Annotated in this window: 15 protein-coding genes and 1 tRNA gene; 8 read left to right on the top strand and 8 right to left on the bottom strand. The window is 65.6% G+C overall.

Features of this window, described 5'->3' with window-relative positions; translation table 11 throughout:
- The first annotated feature begins 434 nt into the window (after positions 1-434).
- Positions 435-1,628, top strand: coding sequence for a tyrosine-type recombinase/integrase (locus AB4Z47_RS15460; protein ID WP_441951411.1), 1,194 nt, complete (start codon positions 435-437; stop codon positions 1,626-1,628).
- A gap of 87 nt (positions 1,629-1,715) precedes the next feature.
- On the opposite strand, the gene AB4Z47_RS15465 is transcribed toward AB4Z47_RS15460, so the two are convergent.
- A tRNA-Ala gene (locus tag AB4Z47_RS15465) sits at positions 1,716-1,788 on the bottom strand.
- 519 nt (positions 1,789-2,307) lie between these two features.
- Positions 2,308-2,577 (bottom strand): hypothetical protein, encoded by a 270-nt coding sequence (locus tag AB4Z47_RS15470; protein ID WP_441951413.1) that lies wholly within the window; start codon positions 2,575-2,577, stop codon positions 2,308-2,310.
- Between the two features lie 563 nt (positions 2,578-3,140).
- Between AB4Z47_RS15470 and AB4Z47_RS15475 the strand changes: the two genes are divergently transcribed.
- The 4 genes from AB4Z47_RS15475 (at position 3,141) to AB4Z47_RS15490 (ending at position 6,272) form a co-directional block, all read left to right on the top strand.
- Positions 3,141-3,638: a pyridoxamine 5'-phosphate oxidase family protein gene (locus AB4Z47_RS15475; protein WP_441951415.1), complete on the top strand. Its 498-nt coding sequence runs from the start codon at positions 3,141-3,143 to the stop codon at positions 3,636-3,638.
- A gap of 51 nt (positions 3,639-3,689) precedes the next feature.
- Positions 3,690-4,127: a VOC family protein gene (locus AB4Z47_RS15480; RefSeq protein ID WP_441951417.1), complete on the top strand. Its 438-nt coding sequence runs from the start codon at positions 3,690-3,692 to the stop codon at positions 4,125-4,127.
- Between the two features lie 688 nt (positions 4,128-4,815).
- Positions 4,816-5,220, top strand: coding sequence for an integrase core domain-containing protein (locus AB4Z47_RS15485; RefSeq protein WP_441951553.1), 405 nt, complete (start codon positions 4,816-4,818; stop codon positions 5,218-5,220).
- Between the two features lie 65 nt (positions 5,221-5,285).
- Positions 5,286-6,272, top strand: coding sequence for a hypothetical protein (locus tag AB4Z47_RS15490; protein ID WP_441951419.1), 987 nt, complete (start codon positions 5,286-5,288; stop codon positions 6,270-6,272).
- A gap of 660 nt (positions 6,273-6,932) precedes the next feature.
- Here the strand turns inward: AB4Z47_RS15490 and AB4Z47_RS15495 are convergent.
- From AB4Z47_RS15495 to AB4Z47_RS15520, 6 genes are all read right to left on the bottom strand, one after another.
- Complete coding sequence (locus AB4Z47_RS15495; RefSeq protein ID WP_441951420.1) at positions 6,933-7,670, bottom strand: DsbA family protein; 738 nt, start codon at positions 7,668-7,670, stop codon at positions 6,933-6,935.
- 58 nt (positions 7,671-7,728) lie between these two features.
- Positions 7,729-9,075 (bottom strand): MFS transporter, encoded by a 1,347-nt coding sequence (locus tag AB4Z47_RS15500; RefSeq protein WP_441951422.1) that lies wholly within the window; start codon positions 9,073-9,075, stop codon positions 7,729-7,731.
- Positions 9,065-10,708, bottom strand: a complete 1,644-nt coding sequence (gene pgm, locus AB4Z47_RS15505; protein WP_441951423.1) for a phosphoglucomutase (alpha-D-glucose-1,6-bisphosphate-dependent) — start codon at positions 10,706-10,708, stop codon at positions 9,065-9,067. The genes AB4Z47_RS15500 and pgm overlap by 11 nt, the downstream gene beginning before the upstream one ends.
- Before the next feature lie 47 nt (positions 10,709-10,755).
- Positions 10,756-11,094 (bottom strand): fluoride efflux transporter CrcB, encoded by a 339-nt coding sequence (locus AB4Z47_RS15510; protein WP_441951425.1) that lies wholly within the window; start codon positions 11,092-11,094, stop codon positions 10,756-10,758.
- Positions 11,091-11,453 carry a DUF190 domain-containing protein gene (locus tag AB4Z47_RS15515; protein WP_441951426.1) on the bottom strand — a complete coding sequence of 121 codons (363 nt, stop codon included), beginning with the start codon at positions 11,451-11,453 and terminating at the stop codon, positions 11,091-11,093. The genes AB4Z47_RS15510 and AB4Z47_RS15515 overlap by 4 nt, the downstream gene beginning before the upstream one ends.
- Before the next feature lie 777 nt (positions 11,454-12,230).
- Positions 12,231-13,730 (bottom strand): MFS transporter, encoded by a 1,500-nt coding sequence (locus AB4Z47_RS15520; protein ID WP_441951428.1) that lies wholly within the window; start codon positions 13,728-13,730, stop codon positions 12,231-12,233.
- Between the two features lie 120 nt (positions 13,731-13,850).
- Between AB4Z47_RS15520 and AB4Z47_RS15525 the strand changes: the two genes are divergently transcribed.
- The 3 genes from AB4Z47_RS15525 (at position 13,851) to AB4Z47_RS15535 (ending at position 17,067) form a co-directional block, all read left to right on the top strand.
- On the top strand, positions 13,851-14,528 hold the full coding sequence (locus tag AB4Z47_RS15525) for a TetR/AcrR family transcriptional regulator (protein ID WP_441951430.1): 678 nt from the start codon (positions 13,851-13,853) through the stop codon (positions 14,526-14,528).
- A 52-nt stretch (positions 14,529-14,580) separates the two neighbouring features.
- The gene (locus AB4Z47_RS15530; RefSeq protein ID WP_441951432.1) at positions 14,581-15,879 is read left to right on the top strand and encodes a D-arabinono-1,4-lactone oxidase; all 1,299 of its coding nucleotides are present in this window, start codon (positions 14,581-14,583) and stop codon (positions 15,877-15,879) included.
- 276 nt (positions 15,880-16,155) lie between these two features.
- The gene (locus tag AB4Z47_RS15535) at positions 16,156-17,067 is read left to right on the top strand and encodes an oxygenase MpaB family protein (protein WP_441951433.1); all 912 of its coding nucleotides are present in this window, start codon (positions 16,156-16,158) and stop codon (positions 17,065-17,067) included.
- Positions 17,068-17,321: the final 254 nt, after the last annotated feature.

The raw sequence follows: 17,321 nt of genomic DNA on the forward strand, positions 1-17,321 counted from the left end.
TCCACCACATCAGCAGGGAAAACCCTGGTCAACAACCCCACCGACACCAAATCCGACAGCCGACGATCCGACTCCGGCTTCACCCATCCACCACGAGGCACACCGACACAATACCGCCCCAGCCATTAACTGAACGGTATTGAGGCTAATGGTGTGACCCAACAGCCAATTTATCCATCTTCAGTAACATTGGAAAAATAAAGGTAAACAAATCCACCCCAAGACACCGCTCGAAGCCGCGAAGCGTGACGACGCGACCTTCGTGAACCGCTTCGGCAAAGCCTGCACATCGGAGAGCAGGCAGAAGGACCGACACCCTCCCCAAGGCGACGTCGCGGTACCGATCTCAATGCGGCGATACGTCGCTCAACGAGCTTCGGAAAATCACCAATACCAAACGCACGTCACATCAACGACCAGGAGGAAGGACACGAATGACCAGTCAGACCACACGCGGCACCGCAACGAACAGCGCTCGCCGCGCTGAACCGATCGACACACGCATTGCAAAGAACGGGTCTACCACCTACACGTTTCAGATCGATATCGGCACCAAGCCGGACGGCACTCGTATCCGGCAGCGCTTCACCTACGACACCAAGACGGAAGCGCGGCGCGAGTATCGCCGGATCTCCGCAGCCGTCGCCGCCGGAACCTTCGTCGGCCGGACCGACATCACTCTGTCCCAGGTATGCGACGAATGGCTCAAGTCGCGCCGCGACATCCGGGAGAACACGTTGCGCAACTACCGCGATTCCCTGAAGTATGCGAAGCGCGATCTTGGTGGGATGAAGCTTCAGGCATTGCGGCAGCCCCACGTGGACGAATGGGTTTCCACGATGCTCGAGGCCGGCTCGATGAAGAGCAAGCCGCTGGCGCCAGCTACCGTCCGACTAGCTTTGGTGGTGCTTCAGCAGGTGACGGAGTACGCCACACGGCAAGGTCTGATCGCACGCGACCCGGCCGAATACGTGGAGGCTCCCCGACAACGCCCGACCAAGGTCACAGCGTCGGACGTGTGGACCCGCGAGCAAGTCCAGACCTTCGCGACCATGGCCAGCGAAGACCGGCTCCACGCCGTGTTCTTGATGTCCTGCTATGGACTGCGCCGCTCAGAGGTGTGTGGACTGAGGTGGGCTGACATCGATCTGTCTCGCGGCACACTCAGCGCAGAGCAGAGCCACGTGGAGGTGGAGGGCAAAGACCACGCGGTGGACGAGCCGAAGACCGAACGTTCACGCCGAACCCTGCCGCTCCCAGACGACGTGGCAACCGCGCTGCAGGAGTTGAAGACTCGACAGAAGCGAGAATGTCTCGCGCTCGGCCGATCGTGGAAAGAGACCACTCACGTGTGCTCGGACAAGACCGGCAAGGCCGTTCTACCGCGGACTTACACGGGGTGGTTCCACCGCATCCGGATCGCGGCCAAGCCACACCGGATCACCTTGCGAAACCTGCGGCACACCTCGGTGTCAGTCATGCTCCACGCGGGCATCCCCGCATCCACCGTCGCCGCCTGGCACGGCCACGATGTTCGAATGACAACGTCCGTCTACAACCGTGTATACGACGAGGGGCTGACGGCTGCCGCGGCGGCGATGTTCGGCACCACCGACCAAGCCATCTGACCAAACGCCCCGCCCACCCGTTGGCACACTGAGCTTCAAAAGAGAAAAGACCCGGCGTAGTTACCGGGTCTGACCTGCTCATATGAGTGGAGCTAAGGGGACTCGAACCCCTGACCCCCACACTGCCAGTGTGGTGCGCTACCAGCTGCGCCATAGCCCCTGATGGGTTGCGCTCCGAGTTTCCCCGTGCGCCTGAATGAAGTTACACCAACGGTGTGTCGGCCACCAAATCGCCCTGATTCCAGGTAGCGGAGCCAGCTCGAAACATCTAGAATCGAACATATGTTCGATTACGAGTCCTTCTAGCGCGTCTCGTGTTTCGCGGTTACGTGGCACCGTTTGCCCAGGCCGGGCGGATGGTGTGGATTTGTTCGGGGGTGGGGTCGCCGGGTAGGTGGGCACGATATTGGGCGGCGATCAGCGTGCGGCGGAGTTTGGTGAGCATGTCGAGGTAGCTGGGGTGGGTTTTGGTGGTGTACCAGCGTGCTCCATGGCGGTGGTCGGCGACGACGGCCGGTGAATGGCCGGTGAGGTGGTATCAGAGGATGACCAGAGTCTGGGCGAGCATGCCGAACGGGGCGGTGCGCTCGGCCGCCGAGCGAGTGCGGTTGCGTGCCTCGCCCCGCGCCGGTGACGTGCTTTGCTTCGAAGAATGCGACCTCGATGGACCACCGAGCCGCTACCGCTGGATGATCTCGGCTGCGGGTGTGGTGGGGTTGGTGGTTCGCAGCGCCAGACCGGGTTTGCGGGGTTCGCGGACGATCAGGACACGCACGGACTGGGAGCGGAACGCGCCGTACCACAGGCACCTGCGTTCGTGCACGGTCACGGTGGTGGTGCGGCCGTAACGGGTCACCGTGACGGGCTCGCCCACGGTGGCGGCGGCCAGGTCGGCCGGTGTGCCGATCCTGGCGCCGCGAGTGCGCGGCCGGTCCCGCCTGCCGCGCATGGTGGCGGGTTGTCCACGTCGGGATGCACCTCGTAGAGGGCGGCATTGCGCGGCAGCGGCCCGGTCAAGGTCATGTTGACGGGCAGGTGCCGCCGGGTGCTGCATTCGTAGGCGCCGTCGGCAACGACATGGATGCGCCGGTCGGGGCGGGTGGCGGCGATCACATCGAACGGCTTATGGTCCCGGCTCGATGGTCCGTGTGTCCGCCGGAGCGATGAATTCGGAACGCGGATCACGTCCAATATTCATAACCGACCACTCTCAAGAGGATTTGACATACGCTTTCTTGTTGTAAAACCAACATCAGCCTAGACGGTGTCCCGCAGGGCAGACACGCGGGGACGCTCGGACTACCGCCGCTCAGCTCCTCATTTGCCTCGGAGTCGCCGAACGATTCGGACTTGTGTGCGGCGACTCGACTACCGGGCGCGCCGCGACAATCGGGTCCGGAAAAAGATCTGGAAATTCATGCGCAGTGGATGTCGAGAACGCTCGGGCGGCTCCGTCTCAGGGGTACAAGCGGCCGAACGGGCCTCGACGACACCGACGAAAGAGCAAGCAGCATGCAACCGAACGAGATCACCGCGATCCTGAACCTCCCGATCAGCCAGGAGCTCCTGGCTCGCGACCTGCTCCGCATGGCCTACGTCGCCAAGGACGGCACACCCCGCAACATCCCGATCGCATTCACCTGGAACGGCTCACAGATCGTCGTCTGCACCACGAACAATGCCCCGAAACTACGCTCCCTGCGCCACAACCCCGAGGTCGCGCTCACGATCGACACCGAGGTGCACCCACCCAAGATCCTGCTCATCCGCGGGCGCGCCGACCTGGACATGGTCGACGGTATCCCGGAGGAGTACCTGCAGATGAACGGCAGCTACGAAATAACCCCCGAGCAGCGCGTCGAATGGGAGGCCGAGGTCCGCTCGCTCTACGACGGCATGGTCCGGATCGTCATCGCCCCGACCTGGGTCGAACTCATCGACTTCGAAACCACCCTGCCCACCGCGGTCGAGGAGCTGATCCGGCAGCGGGCCGAGCGTCAGCGCGCCTGAACCGATCAACCCGGCCAGAATGGGCCGTAACGAATCTCGAGGAGAATCTCAATGACGATCCATCGGATGGATCACGCTGGCATTGTGGTCGAGGATCTCGCGGCTGCTATCGCGTTCTTCGTCGAACTGGGTCTGGAGCTGGAGGGCGAAGCAACAGTCGGGGGCCAATGGGCCGACGACCTCCTCGGACTGGACGGCGTTCGAGCAGACATCGCCGTCGTACGGACTCCGGACGGCCATGGCCGGGTCGAGCTCTCGACGTTCCACTCGCCAGTGACCACCAGCACTGCGCCGAAAGCGCCGGTGAACACCCCGGGCATCCCTCGCCTGACGTTCGTCGTCGACGACGTCGAGGACGTCCTCGACCGCCTGCGCGCCCACGGCGCCGAACTCGTGGGCACGGTAGCCCAATACGAAGACATCTACCGGTACTGCTACGTCCGCGGCCCCGACGGCATCATCATCGGGCTGGTCGAAGAACTCCACTGAACGGCACTCCTCGCCGCAAGGCTTCCGATCAAGCGCCGACAGTGACTCGAACCACCCCGAAGATCCACTGGAAGAGATGATGTCGGCCTTTCACAGTGCGCGAACATGCCGCTTACAGATCGGTTTTGCCTGTTTGCGGCGACGTGCGCGGCCCCGGGTTTTACCCTGAGTTGTTGTGGCGATGCATCCACGCCGGCCACTCGTCAGCGTACTTCGCCGCGATCGGCTCGAACCGTTCCACCTTCGGCGATGGCCACGGCCCCTGCGACGGCTCACCGGCACGCAACTGGGACAGCCGTCTCCAATACGTTCGTTCGGGGATGCCGGTCAGTCGAGCGAACCTCGAAACCGGCACGCCCACGGCGGTTGAAGGTTCCGGTCGAGGACAGGGTGCGGGTGGTGTCGTCGGTGCCAGACCGCAGCTGCACTGTTGCTTCGGCCAGCGCCAGCTTCAGCTGTTTGTTCTCCATCCTCAACCGCCGTTGCTCCGGCGGACCCTGCGCCCCCGGCCGGATCGCTGGGCACCTCGTCGTGGGCTTGGGGCCGACGCACTGGCCTGCCCTGATGCTGGCGGTCGCCGAGGCCGAACGTGCTCTTTGGATTGGACGACCTGCGTACCAACCGCGGTACGGCCGAGGTAGTCGGACCGGGCGGGGAGGTGATCGGCATCTCTGCGGCGCCGATCGCGATGGTCTCCGATAATGGGCCGTGCTTCCGTGGCGAGGTATTCGAGACCGCGTTCGCCGGGTCGGATCTGCTGTTGCGGCATGTACGCACCCGTGCGCGGTCGCCTCAAACGAATGGTGTGGTCGAACGGTTCTTCGGCACTTTGAAGTATGAGCACCTGTACCGCGGCGTGATCGGCGACGGTGACGCTCTGAACATGGAGGTCCACCGGCTCCGGATCCTCTACAACATGACCAGGCCGCACCAGGCGCTCGGCGATCGAACACCCAGCGCGGCGTATATCAGCGTTGACCAGCGAAAACCACTCGATAAGCGGCATGCCAGTGGGATTCATGCCACGAGGCCGTTTACTCGGCAAATCCCAGTGATGGGAAGTTGGTCGAGGATTGGGCGCCTAGCGTCGTGACGAGACCGCGCCGGTCGCACCGTCATAGAAATCGAACATCTCCGCATTCCTCCAGAGGTTGTTGTATGACTCGCACTACCCAGCCACGTCCGGTCGATCCAGTGGCCGTATTTCCCGAGCTGGCGGCGCTGGCCCGCACCGCGACCCGCCTGCATCCGCGTCCGGGAACACCATCAGCGCAAGACAGTTCGATCGGCGGGCCACTGCTGTGGCCGGCGAGTGAGCCATGGCCGCACTGCCACGCTGAGGACCACCGCTTCGAACGGCGCCCGACGATCTCTTTGGCGGACGTCAGGCTGCAGCGGCGGATGCGCGCGGCCAGAAACAGTGAGTGCAGGAATTACACACCAGAGGAGAAGGAAATCCTCGACCGGATGCAGCGGCGCCCGGCGACCGACGGTCCGATCGCGATGCTACCGGTCGCGCAGTTGTACGTCCGTGACGTGCCCGGTCTGCGTCCGCCCGAGGAAACGGATCTGCTGCAAGTGCTGTGGTGCCCCTACGAGCACGACGTCGATGGCCTGCCTCAGACCGCACTGTTCTGGCGGTCCGCAGCGGCGGTCACCGACGTCCTGGTCGATCCGCCCGAACCGGCGGAGTACGAGGAGGACCTGGTGCCCGAACCGTGCACGATCGATCCGGAACAGGTAATCGAATACCCACACTCGTGGGAACTCGAGGGGGAGCTCGAGCAACGAGTGGACCAGTGGACCTGGGCCCAGATTCCCGGTGTCGACCTAGACGATCTCGAAGAATGGGACAGTCCGTACAGTGCGTTCTGTATCGCGCCTGGAACGAAGATCGGCGGCTTTATCAAGTGGGGTATGCAAGACCCTTACCCGAATCCCTGCCCCACCTGCGGCACCGCAACCGAGCCACTGTTGACGATCGCCAGCCGCGAGTACTACGAGCGCCACTGGGTCCCGTACGAGGACCAGGCCGCCGACAACTTGCGGGAACCGGCCCAGATCTGTATCTCCGATGTCAACAACCTGATCATCCGAGTCTGCCCGACATCGCATGAGCACCCGCACATCCAGATGATGCAATAACCGATTGTGCCCCGAGCGTTCGGTTCCACGGTCACCGCGAAACCTGCCATCGGCATTACTGATCACTGTAGTCGGTCGGCTATACCCAGGATCGATCCGGCGACTCGGCCCGAATTGGACGATTACACCCTGTGGCAGCCCTGTTGCGAGCTACTAGATTCTGCCAAAATCTTGACGCAGGACAATCGCAGCGCTGATACGCACCGACGGCTACGAGGTATCAACGTCCACTGTGGAGCGAGCCCTGCGCCGCCGCGGCCTGCTACCGCAGGGATATCGTGCGGACCGTAGGTCGTGGGCAATGTTGCGGCGCAAAGTTTTCCGCGATCCACCGACGCAACACAACCGAGTGTGGCAGACCAACTTTTCGGAGTTCGAAACCGCAGGCGGTGGGACCTGGCGGATCTGCGCGGTGATCGACTACGCGACGAAAGATTGCCTGGCGGTCACCGTGACACCGACGGCTCGCGGCGCCGATGCGCTGGCCATCAACCGGTTCGGCTTTCATGCCGGCGAGCAGTTCGGCGGCGCTGTGGCCAAGGCAGCCGGAGTGATCATGGCGGTCTTCGTGGTGCGAGGCCAGTCGATGGTCCCGAGCAGCCGAGCTTGCGGTGCGACAGTCCAGGAGAAGTCCGGCGAATGGCTCTACGGTGCCTGTGATCAGTTGGTGAGCGAGACCACCCAGTCCTCGGTGTTGACATCGACCTTGGTCGTGCCGTCGAAGACCGCTGGCGTGGCCGCGGAGCCGCCGAGCGCCGCGCCTAGGGCGTCGGTCTGCGCCTTGGCGGTTGCGCGTGCGGAGTCGACCTTGGCGCCGGTGGAGACGCACTGCAGAACCGATTCCGACGCTCCGGCCCCCCTCGCGATCGCCGCCAGCTCTTCGTTGGTCAGGTCGGCGCCGCCCTCGCTCGGCCGCTTGGTGGTGAACAACTCCGTGTGAAACTTGGAATAGACCGGACCGGAACGGTCCTCGGCAACACATTGATTCGCGGCCACCGCACGGGTGGAGTAGTCCTTGCTGCGGGAACGCGCGTCGAGGAAGTTCACGAGGCGGTAGCGCACCGCGAGCTTGCCCTCATCGATCTTCTGCGCGATCTCCTGGCCATAGATGTGCTCCAGGTTTCCGCAGCCCGGGCACAGCGGGTCCTCGAAAATATCGATGGTTTTCTTCGTATCGGGGCGACCGAGAAGAACGGAGCCGTCCTGTTCCAGCACCGCGCCGACCGCGGGATCACGCACCGGACCGTAACCGTCGTTGCGTATGGTCGCTTCATCCCGCCCCCACCGGATCGCCGCGATGACGACCAACACGATCAACGCGAGAGCGACTCCGCCCAGCGCATAGGTGGTCACGCTGGACATCGGCCGCGGAGTGTAGTTCGAACGCGATTCGCTCACACCGACACTTTGCCCCAACCAACCACCGCGCACCCCCTCCGGGCCATGCCTCCACCGGTCAGTGGCGGTCACCCATACCGGAAATGACTTCCGTCTCGACTACCACCGGGCTGTCCGCCACCGGCGGGGCAACCACATCGCTGACCACGCGGTCGACCTGAGTCACCTGATGTTCGCCATCCGCGCCGCAAAGGTGATCAGGAGGGCATTCCGGATGGGTGGTACCCCGGCGCAGAGGTTCGGGGACGACGGCCCAGACGGCCGCGGCGAGGGCGAGGAGGCCGCCGGTCACGCCGAGGGCCAGGCCGTAAGACAGCTGTTGAGCGAGGACGCCGACGGCGACGGGGCCGATGACCGTGCCGAGGTCGGCGGCCATCTGGAAGCCGGCCAGGACAGGGCCGCCGCGAGCCTTCGGGCCGATGATGTCGGCGACCGCGGCCTGCTGGGTCGGGGTGAACAGGCCGGAGCCGAGCCCGGCGAGGAAGGAAGTCGCCAGCAGCCACGGCACGCTCGTCGCCATGCCGAGCCCCGCGGTGCCCGCCGCGCACACGAGGGAGCCGACGATCACGAATGGTTTGCGACCCCACCGGTCGGACAATCGTCCGGAGGCGAACAGGACCGCGACATTGCCTGCCGCGAACACGGTCAGCGCGACGCCTGCCATGCCCGGCGCCTGGTGTAGCACCTCCACGACGAGCAGCGGCACCAGCGCCATCCGCACACCGAAAACGGCCGCACCGTTGGCGAAGTTGGATACCAGCACCGCCCGGTATTCCGGCCGCGTCAACCCCTCCCGGAACGACATCATGCGGACCCCGCCGACCGGCTCGGGCGCGGCCAGCTCCGAGTTCCGCAGGCTCAGGTGCACGACGATACTGACGCCGAGCAGCGCAACCGCGTAGATCACGAACGGCCACCGCAGCCCGAGCCCGGACAGCGCGCCGCCCACCAGCGGACCGCTCACCGAGCCGACCAGGAAGCTGGTCGACCACAGGCCGGACACCCGTCCGCGCTGTTCGGGCGGCGATATCCGGATGATCAGCGCCAGCGACGACACGGTGAACATGGTGGACCCGATACCGCCGAGCGAGCGCAACACCATCAGCTGCCAATAACTCTGGGCCAGCGCGCTGGCGCCGGTGGACAGCGCGACGATCAACAGCCCGCCGAGGTATACCGACCGCTCTCCCAGCCGCTGTACCAGCCGCCCGCTCAATGGCGCGAACAGCAATCGCATCAACGCGAAAGCGGAGACGATCGCCGAGGCCGCGGCCACGCCCACGCCGAACCCGCGCGCGAACTGCGGCAGTACCGGAGCGACCAGGCCGAACCCGATGGCGATGACGAACGCGCCCCCGACCAGCACCCAGATCTCGGTGGGCAGGGGCTTGGATCTACTGCTCACCGGATAACGCCTGCCCCACCAATTCCTCCGCGGCCGCCTGCACCTCGGTCAGATGCTCGGCGCCGTGGAACGACTCCGCATAGATCTTGTACTTGTCCTCGGTGCCGGAGGGGCGGGCGGCGAACCACGCGTTCTCGGTGGTCACCTTGAGCCCGCCCAGCGGAGCGCCGTTGCCCCGCGCTCTGGTGAGCACGGAGGTGACCGGTTCTCCGGCGATCTCCTTGGTGGTGATCATGTCCGGAGTCAACTTCGCGAGCAGGTCTTTCTGTTCCGCCGTCGCGGGTGCGTCGATCCGGGCGTAGGCAGGGCTTCCGTAGCGGCGTTCGAGTTCGACGTAGCGCGCCGAGGGGCTTTGCCCGGTGACCGCGGCGATCTCGGCGGCCAGCAGCGCGAGCAGGATGCCGTCCTTGTCGGTGGTCCACACGGTGCCGTCCATCCGCAGGAAGGATGCGCCCGCGCTCTCCTCGCCGCCGAAAGCGAGACTGCCGCTGAACAATCCCGGCACGAAGAACTTGAACCCGACAGGGACCTCGTGCACGTCACGGCCGAGCACCGAGACCACCCGGTCGATCATGGACGAGGTCACCACGGTCTTGCCGATCTTGGTCAACGCGTCCCAGCCCATCCGGTTGGCAACGAGGTATTCGATGGCCACCGCGAGGAAATGGTTCGGGTTCATCAGTCCGCCGTCGGGGGTGACGATGCCGTGCCGGTCGGCGTCGGCGTCGTTGCCGGTGGAGATGTCGTAGTCGTCCTTGATCGCGATCAACGAAGCCATCGCGTAGCGCGAGGACGGGTCCATCCGGATCTTGCCGTCGCCGTCGAGCGTCATGAACCGCCAGGTCGGGTCGACAAACGGGTTGACCACCTCGAGCTCGAGGTCGTAGCGCTGGCCGATTTCCTCCCAGTAGTCGACGCTGGCGCCCCCCATCGGGTCGGCGCCGAGCCGGATGCCCGCGCCGCGAATCGCGTCCAAATTCAGCACGTTCGGCAGATCGGCGATGTAGTGGTCGAGGTAGTCGTAGCGTTCGACGCCGGTTTCCAGCGCCTGCCGCAGCGTGGTGCGCTTGACCTCGGCGAGGCCGCCGCGCAGCAGTTCGTTGGCGCGGGCGGCGATGGCGTCGGTCGCCGTGTTGTCGGCCGGGCCACCGTGCGGTGGGTTGTATTTGAAGCCGCCGTCGCGCGGCGGGTTGTGCGACGGGGTGACCACGATTCCGTCGGCTTGGTGCTTGGCGCCGCCCCGATTGTGGCGCAGCACTGCGTGACTCAGCGCTGGTGTCGGGGTGTAGCGGTCGCGCGCGTCGATCACAGCGGTCACGTCGTTGGCGGCGAGCACCTCCAGTGCGGTGGTCCAGGCCGGCTCGGAGAGGGCGTGCGTGTCCCTGGCCAGATAGACCGGTCCAGTGATGCCGCGGGTGGCGCGATACTCCACGATCGACTGGGTAATCGCGAGGATGTGCGCCTCGTTGAACGCGCTGTCCAAGCTGGAGCCGCGATGTCCCGAAGTGCCGAACGCTACACGCTGGGCCGGATTCTCCGGATCGGGGACACGGCTGTAGTACGCCGTCACCAGATGTGCGATGTCTTCCAGATCGGTTGGACGCGCGGGACGCCCGGCTCGATCATGGGCCATGCTCGGGTCTCCCTTCCTTATCGGCTGCGCCCGGCTCGTCATCAGGATCATGGCCACGACCGCCCGGTCATGGCGACCGCGGCTACGTTGACCGTGGTGGTGCCCGCGGCGCAGGCGCGAGCGCCGACGGCCACCAGCCGGATCTTTTCGGAGCCGAACGTGCGGAACGTGGTCGGCGCACCGCGGAAGTCCGTTGCCGCGGTGGCGAGCAGCCGGTGGCCCGCCCCCGCGCCGCCCAGACCGTCGAGCCACGCCGAACCGACAATGGTAACGGTCGGCGTGCGTGGCGGCAGGGGAGAATCGAAATGCGCTGGCACCACAGGCTCTGCCGGATATCGGGTGGATGCACCGAGCTTTCCGCGGGGCACGACGGGCAGCACTGTCATCGGGCGGCTCCCTGCCACAGCTCGAGCGGCGCGAGCGTGGTGTTGGTCGAGGTGAACAGTTCGGCGTTCTGCTCGACGAAGGCGCGCAGCCGGTCGAGCTCGTCGACAAGCATCAGCACCAGCGGCAGATGGTCGGCGATGTCCAGGATCCGGGTGGTGTGGATCCGCGAGGACGAGCCGTAGCCTTCGATGCCGCGCCATACGCTGGCCCCCGCCAGGCCGGTGTCCCTGGCACGCCGCACGATCTCATGGTAGAGGGGTGTGTGCCGCCACTTGTCGTCCTCGTCGAGCACCACGGTGAGCCGTGCCGCGGGCCGCCACTGTCCGGCCGGCGTCGAACCCGCCGTTGAACCACTCATTGCCTGACCCCCTTCCGTCGCGTCCCATTCCGGTTGATCGCCGAGCCGTACCAGTTATCCACCGTGCCATGCCCACACGCCGGGCACAGCCGTCCCGGCGATGCCACCGCCGCTCCCCTGAGGCAGCCGAGCGCGTGGACCGCCGCGCCCGATCCGAGGAGTCTACGAACCTCGAGCATGCGGGTGGAGAAGGTGGTGCCCGCCGATACCGAGAGGGGAGGTAGCAGACTGTTGGCTACCCATGCCACGGTCAGCGGAATCATCAGAATTCCGATCGCAAAGCATCCCATGACAATTGCGGCGCCGATCAGCCAGGGGAGCCTCGCTTCGCACCGCACCAGGCGCGGAAAGGCACCGTCGCGCCGTTTCCCGACACGTGGCGTACCTGGCAGAACGAGCGGGATACCCTGCATCTGCCGACCACCCGAGCCGCATGCCACCAGCGCGATGCTATCGGCAGTACTGTTCGGTCCGTTCAGCGGGGACGCCACGAACAATGGTCCTCATCGACATGCCACGCAGCCCGCATCCGGCCACTGCCGGCCGGGCAGTCCGCTCCGAACCGAACGCCAGCAAGTCCTCCTCCCGCCGCTTGTTTTCGGACCCCAGCCCACCCAGCCGAATACGAGTCGCACAAACCATTGTTCACCGTACGGCCCGTCTGTATACACCGCTCACGGCCGAGCGGCCGCCGCTCACGACTATGTCGCATGTGCGGCGGCCGCTCGGCCGTGTGCCGTCAGGCCCGGGAATGCGACACGGGCGCTCCCCCACCTCTCAGTGCGCGAGCACCGGCTCCCCTTCGGCCGGTGCGGGCGCCGTGCTCGGCATCAGCACCGCGGTGAGCGCCGCGCCTGCCACGAAGATCGCGGTGGCCCACCAGAAGCTGGTGGTGTAGCTCTCGATCGCGGACTGGGCGACGGTCAGCGGGTCCGGCTTGCGGGTGGACAGGTAGTCGCCGGCCGCCGAGGCCGCGATGGTGCTGAGCAGCGCCGTGCCGATCGAGCCACCGACCTGCTGGCTGGTGTTGATCATGGCCGAGGCCACGCCCGCGTCCTCGTGCTGCACACCCGAGGTCGCGCCCTGGAAAGCGGTCGACATCGCGGCGCCGAGGCCGAGACCCAGCAGGATCAGGGCGGGCAGGATGTGCGTGGCGTAGCCGGTGTCCAGGCCGATCCTGGTCAGCCAGGCCATTCCGACCGCCGCGACCAGGAAGCCACCGCTGACCACGATCTTCGGTCCGACCTTCGGCAGCAGGAACGAGGGCGCGGTGATCGAGGAGACCACCATCGCGGCGACCATCGGCAGGAACGCCACGCCGGTCATGATCGGCGAGTACCCCAGCGTCAGCTGCATGTAGTAGGTGAGGAACAGGAAGATCGCAAACATTCCGATGCCCATCACGAACACCGTCAGGTACGAGGTGCCACGCATGCGATCGAGCACGATCCGCACGGGGAGCAGTGGGTGCGCGACCCGGGTCTCCAGCCAGGCGAACGCCCCGAGCAGCACCGCGCCGCCGATCAGGAAGGCGAGAGTGACACTGTCGGTCCAGCCGTGCGACTCCGCGTGCGAAAACCCGTAGACGATGCCGAACAGGGCCGCGGTGACCACAACGGTGCCGGGTATGTCGAGCTTGGGTCGATCGGTGGCTGCGTGCTTGGCCAGCAGCAGGACCGCGCCGACCAGAGCGACCGCCGCGAAGGCCAGGTTCACGAACATCACCCAGCGCCAGGACGCCCATTCGGTGAGCGCGCCGCCGAGCAACAGGCCGATCGCGCCGCCGGTACCGGCGACCGCACCGAAAATGCCGAACGCCTTCGCCCGCTCGGACGGCTCGGTGAAGGTCACCGTGAGCAGGGACAGCGCGGCCGGCGCGAGCAATGCACCGAAGACGCCCTGTCCGACGCGCGCCGCCACGAGCATCTCGAAACTGGTGGCCGCGCCACCGACGGCCGAGGCGCCCGCGAAGCCGATCAGGCCGATGATGAAGGTGTTGCGCCTGCCGAACAGGTCACTGAGGCGTCCGCCCAGCAACAGCAGGCTGCCGAATGCCAGCGCGTAACCTGTGACCACCCAGGAGCGGTCGCCGTCGCTGAAGCCGAGGTCCTGCTGGGCCGCAGGCAGCGCGATGTTCACTACAGTTGCGTCGAGGACCACCATGAGCTGTGCGACGCCGAGCACGGCGAGCACCCACCAGCGCAGCGCGTGTGATCCGCGGCCCGCGGTTCCTGTTTTGTCGGTGGCGGAAGCCCCGCGCTCGATCGTGGTAGTCATGTGTGTACCCTTTGTCTCGAGCATTGATGCGGAGATGTCACCTCCGCTTATCGAAAGACGGTACCATGGTAACGGAGGAACTGCCTCCGCTTAATCCCGGGTAGTTGATAGAATGAACTTGTGAATCACGCCACGGTCGCCTCCCCGCCCCGGCGCCTACGGGCCGATGCCGCGCGAAATCAGCAACGGATCATCGCCGCGGCGCGCGAACTGTTCGCCGACCACGGACTCGAGATCACCCTCGACGACGTGGCCGAACGCGCGGGCGTCGGCGTCGGCACGGTCTACCGCCGCTTCGCGAACAAGAAGGAACTGATCGTTGAAGTCTTCGACCAGAACCTGAGCGATTTCGCCGACGCGGCGGACGCCGCCTACCGGCACCCGGATCCATGGTTCGGACTCGTCGAATTCTTCGAATACGCGTGCAGGCACATGGCCACCAACCGCGGTTTCAGCGAGGTCATGCTCGAGCTCGAGGAAGACCAGACGGACCGATTCATCGTCGTCCGCGATCGGATCAAGCCCACCGTGACCGCCATCTGTGAACGTGCACGCACCGCGGGAGCACTCGCCGAGGGGATCGAGCCTTCGGACTTCTTCGCGCTCGTGCACATGGTCGACGGCATCGCCGAGTTCGCGAAGCCGGTCAATCCCGACGTCTGGCAGCGTTATATGGCCATCGCACTCAACGGCGTGCGCGCAGACGGCATCCCGCGCCAGCATCTCGAAGTCCCGCCGCTGGTCGAGGAGGAAGTCGAGAAGGCCAAGCACCTCACCTGCACGAATCGCAGGAGGTAGCACGTTCCCGCGTAGGTAGCGCACATCACAATCGCTCCCGTAAATTGGTCACATGACCAATTTGTGGGCGAACTGGGCTGGTGATCAGCAGTGCGCGCCGGCTACCTTCGCCACTCCGCGCTCCCCCGATGCAGTGGCCGATCTACTCGCCAGCGCCGAGGCCAACGGGCAGACCGTGCGCGTCGCGGGCGCGGGTCATTCCTTCACCGACACCGTTCTCACCGACGGCATCCTGCTGAACCTGGCGAACCTGAACCGCGTCCTCGATGTCGACCGCGCCACCGGGCTCGTCCGACTGGAGGCGGGCATCACCCTGAACGCCGCGAGCAACGCACTGCACGAGCACGGCCTCGCCTTCCCGAACCTTGGCGACGTCGATGTGCAGACCGTGGCGGGCGCGACCGCCACCGGCACCCACGGCACCGGCGCCACGTTGCAGAACCTTTCCGCCGCACTGGATTCGGTCGAGCTGATGCTCGCCGACGGCAGCCGGGTCGAGTTGAACGCGCGGACCGACCCCGACGGCTGGCGCGCGGCGCGGGTCAGCGTCGGCGCCCTCGGCGTCGTCACCGCCGTGACGGTGCGGATGGTGCCCTCGTTCGTACTGGAAGGGATCGAGCGACCGGTGCAGGTGGACGACGTGCTCGCCGACCTGGATTCGTTCGTCGACGGCAACGAGCACTTCGAGTTCTACATGTTCGCGCACAGCCCGCTGGCCATGACCAAACGAAACAACCGCGTGGCACTGCCGGAGCAGCCGCGCGGCAAGGCCATGGACTGGTTCGCGGACATCCTGATGTCCAACTACCTGTTCGACGGGATGTGCAAGCTGAGCCGACGGCAGCCGCGCCTGGTGCCGTTGATCCAGCGTGGCGCCGCCTATGCGGGCAGTTACCGGCGCCAGGTGGACCGTTCCTATCGAGTGTTCGCCTCGCCGCGCCTGATCCGCTTCATCGAGATGGAGTACGCCGTACCGCGCGAGCACTCCGTCGACGCTATCCGCGAGATCAAAGAAGTGACCACGAAATTCGATACACCGATGCCCATCGAGGTGCGGTGGGTCGCGCCCGACGACGCCTTCCTCTCCCCTGCGGGTGGCCGCGAGACCTGCTACATCGCGGTGCACCAATACCGCGGCATGGAGTTCGAGCCGTACTTCCGTGCCTGCGAAGCGGTGTTCGACCGCTTCGACGGACGCCCGCACTGGGGCAAGCGCCACTTCCAGACCTCCGAAACCCTGCGCGACCGCTATCCCGACTGGGACCGTTTCGCCGAGGTGCGTCGACGCCTCGACCCGAAGGGGCGCTTCGCCAACGCCTACCTCGACCGGGTGCTCGGCCCGGTCGGCTGAACTCCCCCATCCGAAAGACGATGCGGCACAGTCGACCGGTCAGCAGCGAGGATCTCCGCGACCAGGCGGGCACGGCCGTGCCGATGGATTCGCGGACGGCCTCGGTCGCCATTCAGGGCGGGGGTTCGGCATCGACGATGACCAGCGCACGCCACTGTCTCGCCATACCGGTAAAGCCCAGGGGCAGCGGCGAGCCGACAACGATGTATAGACGATGAGAGATTGTTATAGCTATCATCTCATTATATTGAGCTCGGCCGATCGAAGGAGATCACGATGACCGCGTCCGTCGCACCCCGATCCACCGGCGCACGAACGCTTCCGCCCCGGCGTCCGATCGCACCGGGCACCCGGATGTGGGACGAGACCGGCCTGATCACCTTTTCGCTGACCGCCGGCTCCGCCTTCCTACTGCAGACCATGGAGCCGACCATCTCCGCGGTGGTGGACCGACACTCCACCTTCCGCACCGACCCGACGGGCCGCGCGGTGCGCAGCCTCGCCTCGGTGATGATGTGGATCTACGGCGGAGACGAAGCGCTTGCCGAGGCCGACCGACTTCGTGACCTGCACGTATCGCTGAATACCACCGACGCCGACGGTGTGCGGCACACCGCGCTGTCCAGCGGCCCGTGGGCCTGGGTGCTGCACACCGGAACCTTCGCACTCACCGAGAGCGCCGAGTATTTCTCCCGCCGCCCGCTCACTACGGCGGAGAAAGAGGCCTATTTCCAGGAGACGTTGCAGTTGATGCGCAATTTCTCCGTGCCGCCCAACGAGATCCCGGCGAGCTACGCCGAGTTCGAGACTTTCTTCGCAGACACCGTGGCCAACCACTTGGTGGCCACCGACACGGCGCGCGACTACCTGCGGGTGATCCGCTCCGTCGCCCCGCCGAAGCAGTTGTCGCGTGCGCTGCGACCGGCTTGGAAGTGGGCAGTCACGCCGATCGGCCGGCTCCAATACTTCGTGACGGTCGGCACCACACCCGAGGTCGCCAGGCAGAAGTTGGGCCTGGCGTGGACCTCGTCCGATGAACGTAAACTCCGCGTCCTCGGTTGGCTGATCGCACGGACCGTCCCACTGCTGCCGGAACGGTTGCGCTACTTTCCGATCGCCTACGAAGCCCGCCGCCTCGAACGTGACCGCCAGCGACTGCGCAAGATGATCGATATGCGTCCGCTCTGAGCGATCGCTTGGCGCTGCTGCGCGAGCATGAGAAAACGGGGCCCTGAACGGCCTGGTCCAGGGTGTTGAACTTCCTGTGCGGCAATCACTTCGAGAGGAACTCGGACAAGTACCGACCGACGACACCCGACCCGATGGCCTGACGCCACGGATCGACCTCGGCACGAGCATCCGACTTACCGTCCAGTCCTGTCTACCCAGGCAACGGGCCAGCTCTCGGCAAACGCCGTGTGGCAACCGCTTCTAGTCTGTGA

Origin of the sequence: Nocardia sp. 2TAF39, assembly GCF_052114905.1 — a bacterium.
Lineage (GTDB): Bacteria > Actinomycetota > Actinomycetes > Mycobacteriales > Mycobacteriaceae > Nocardia.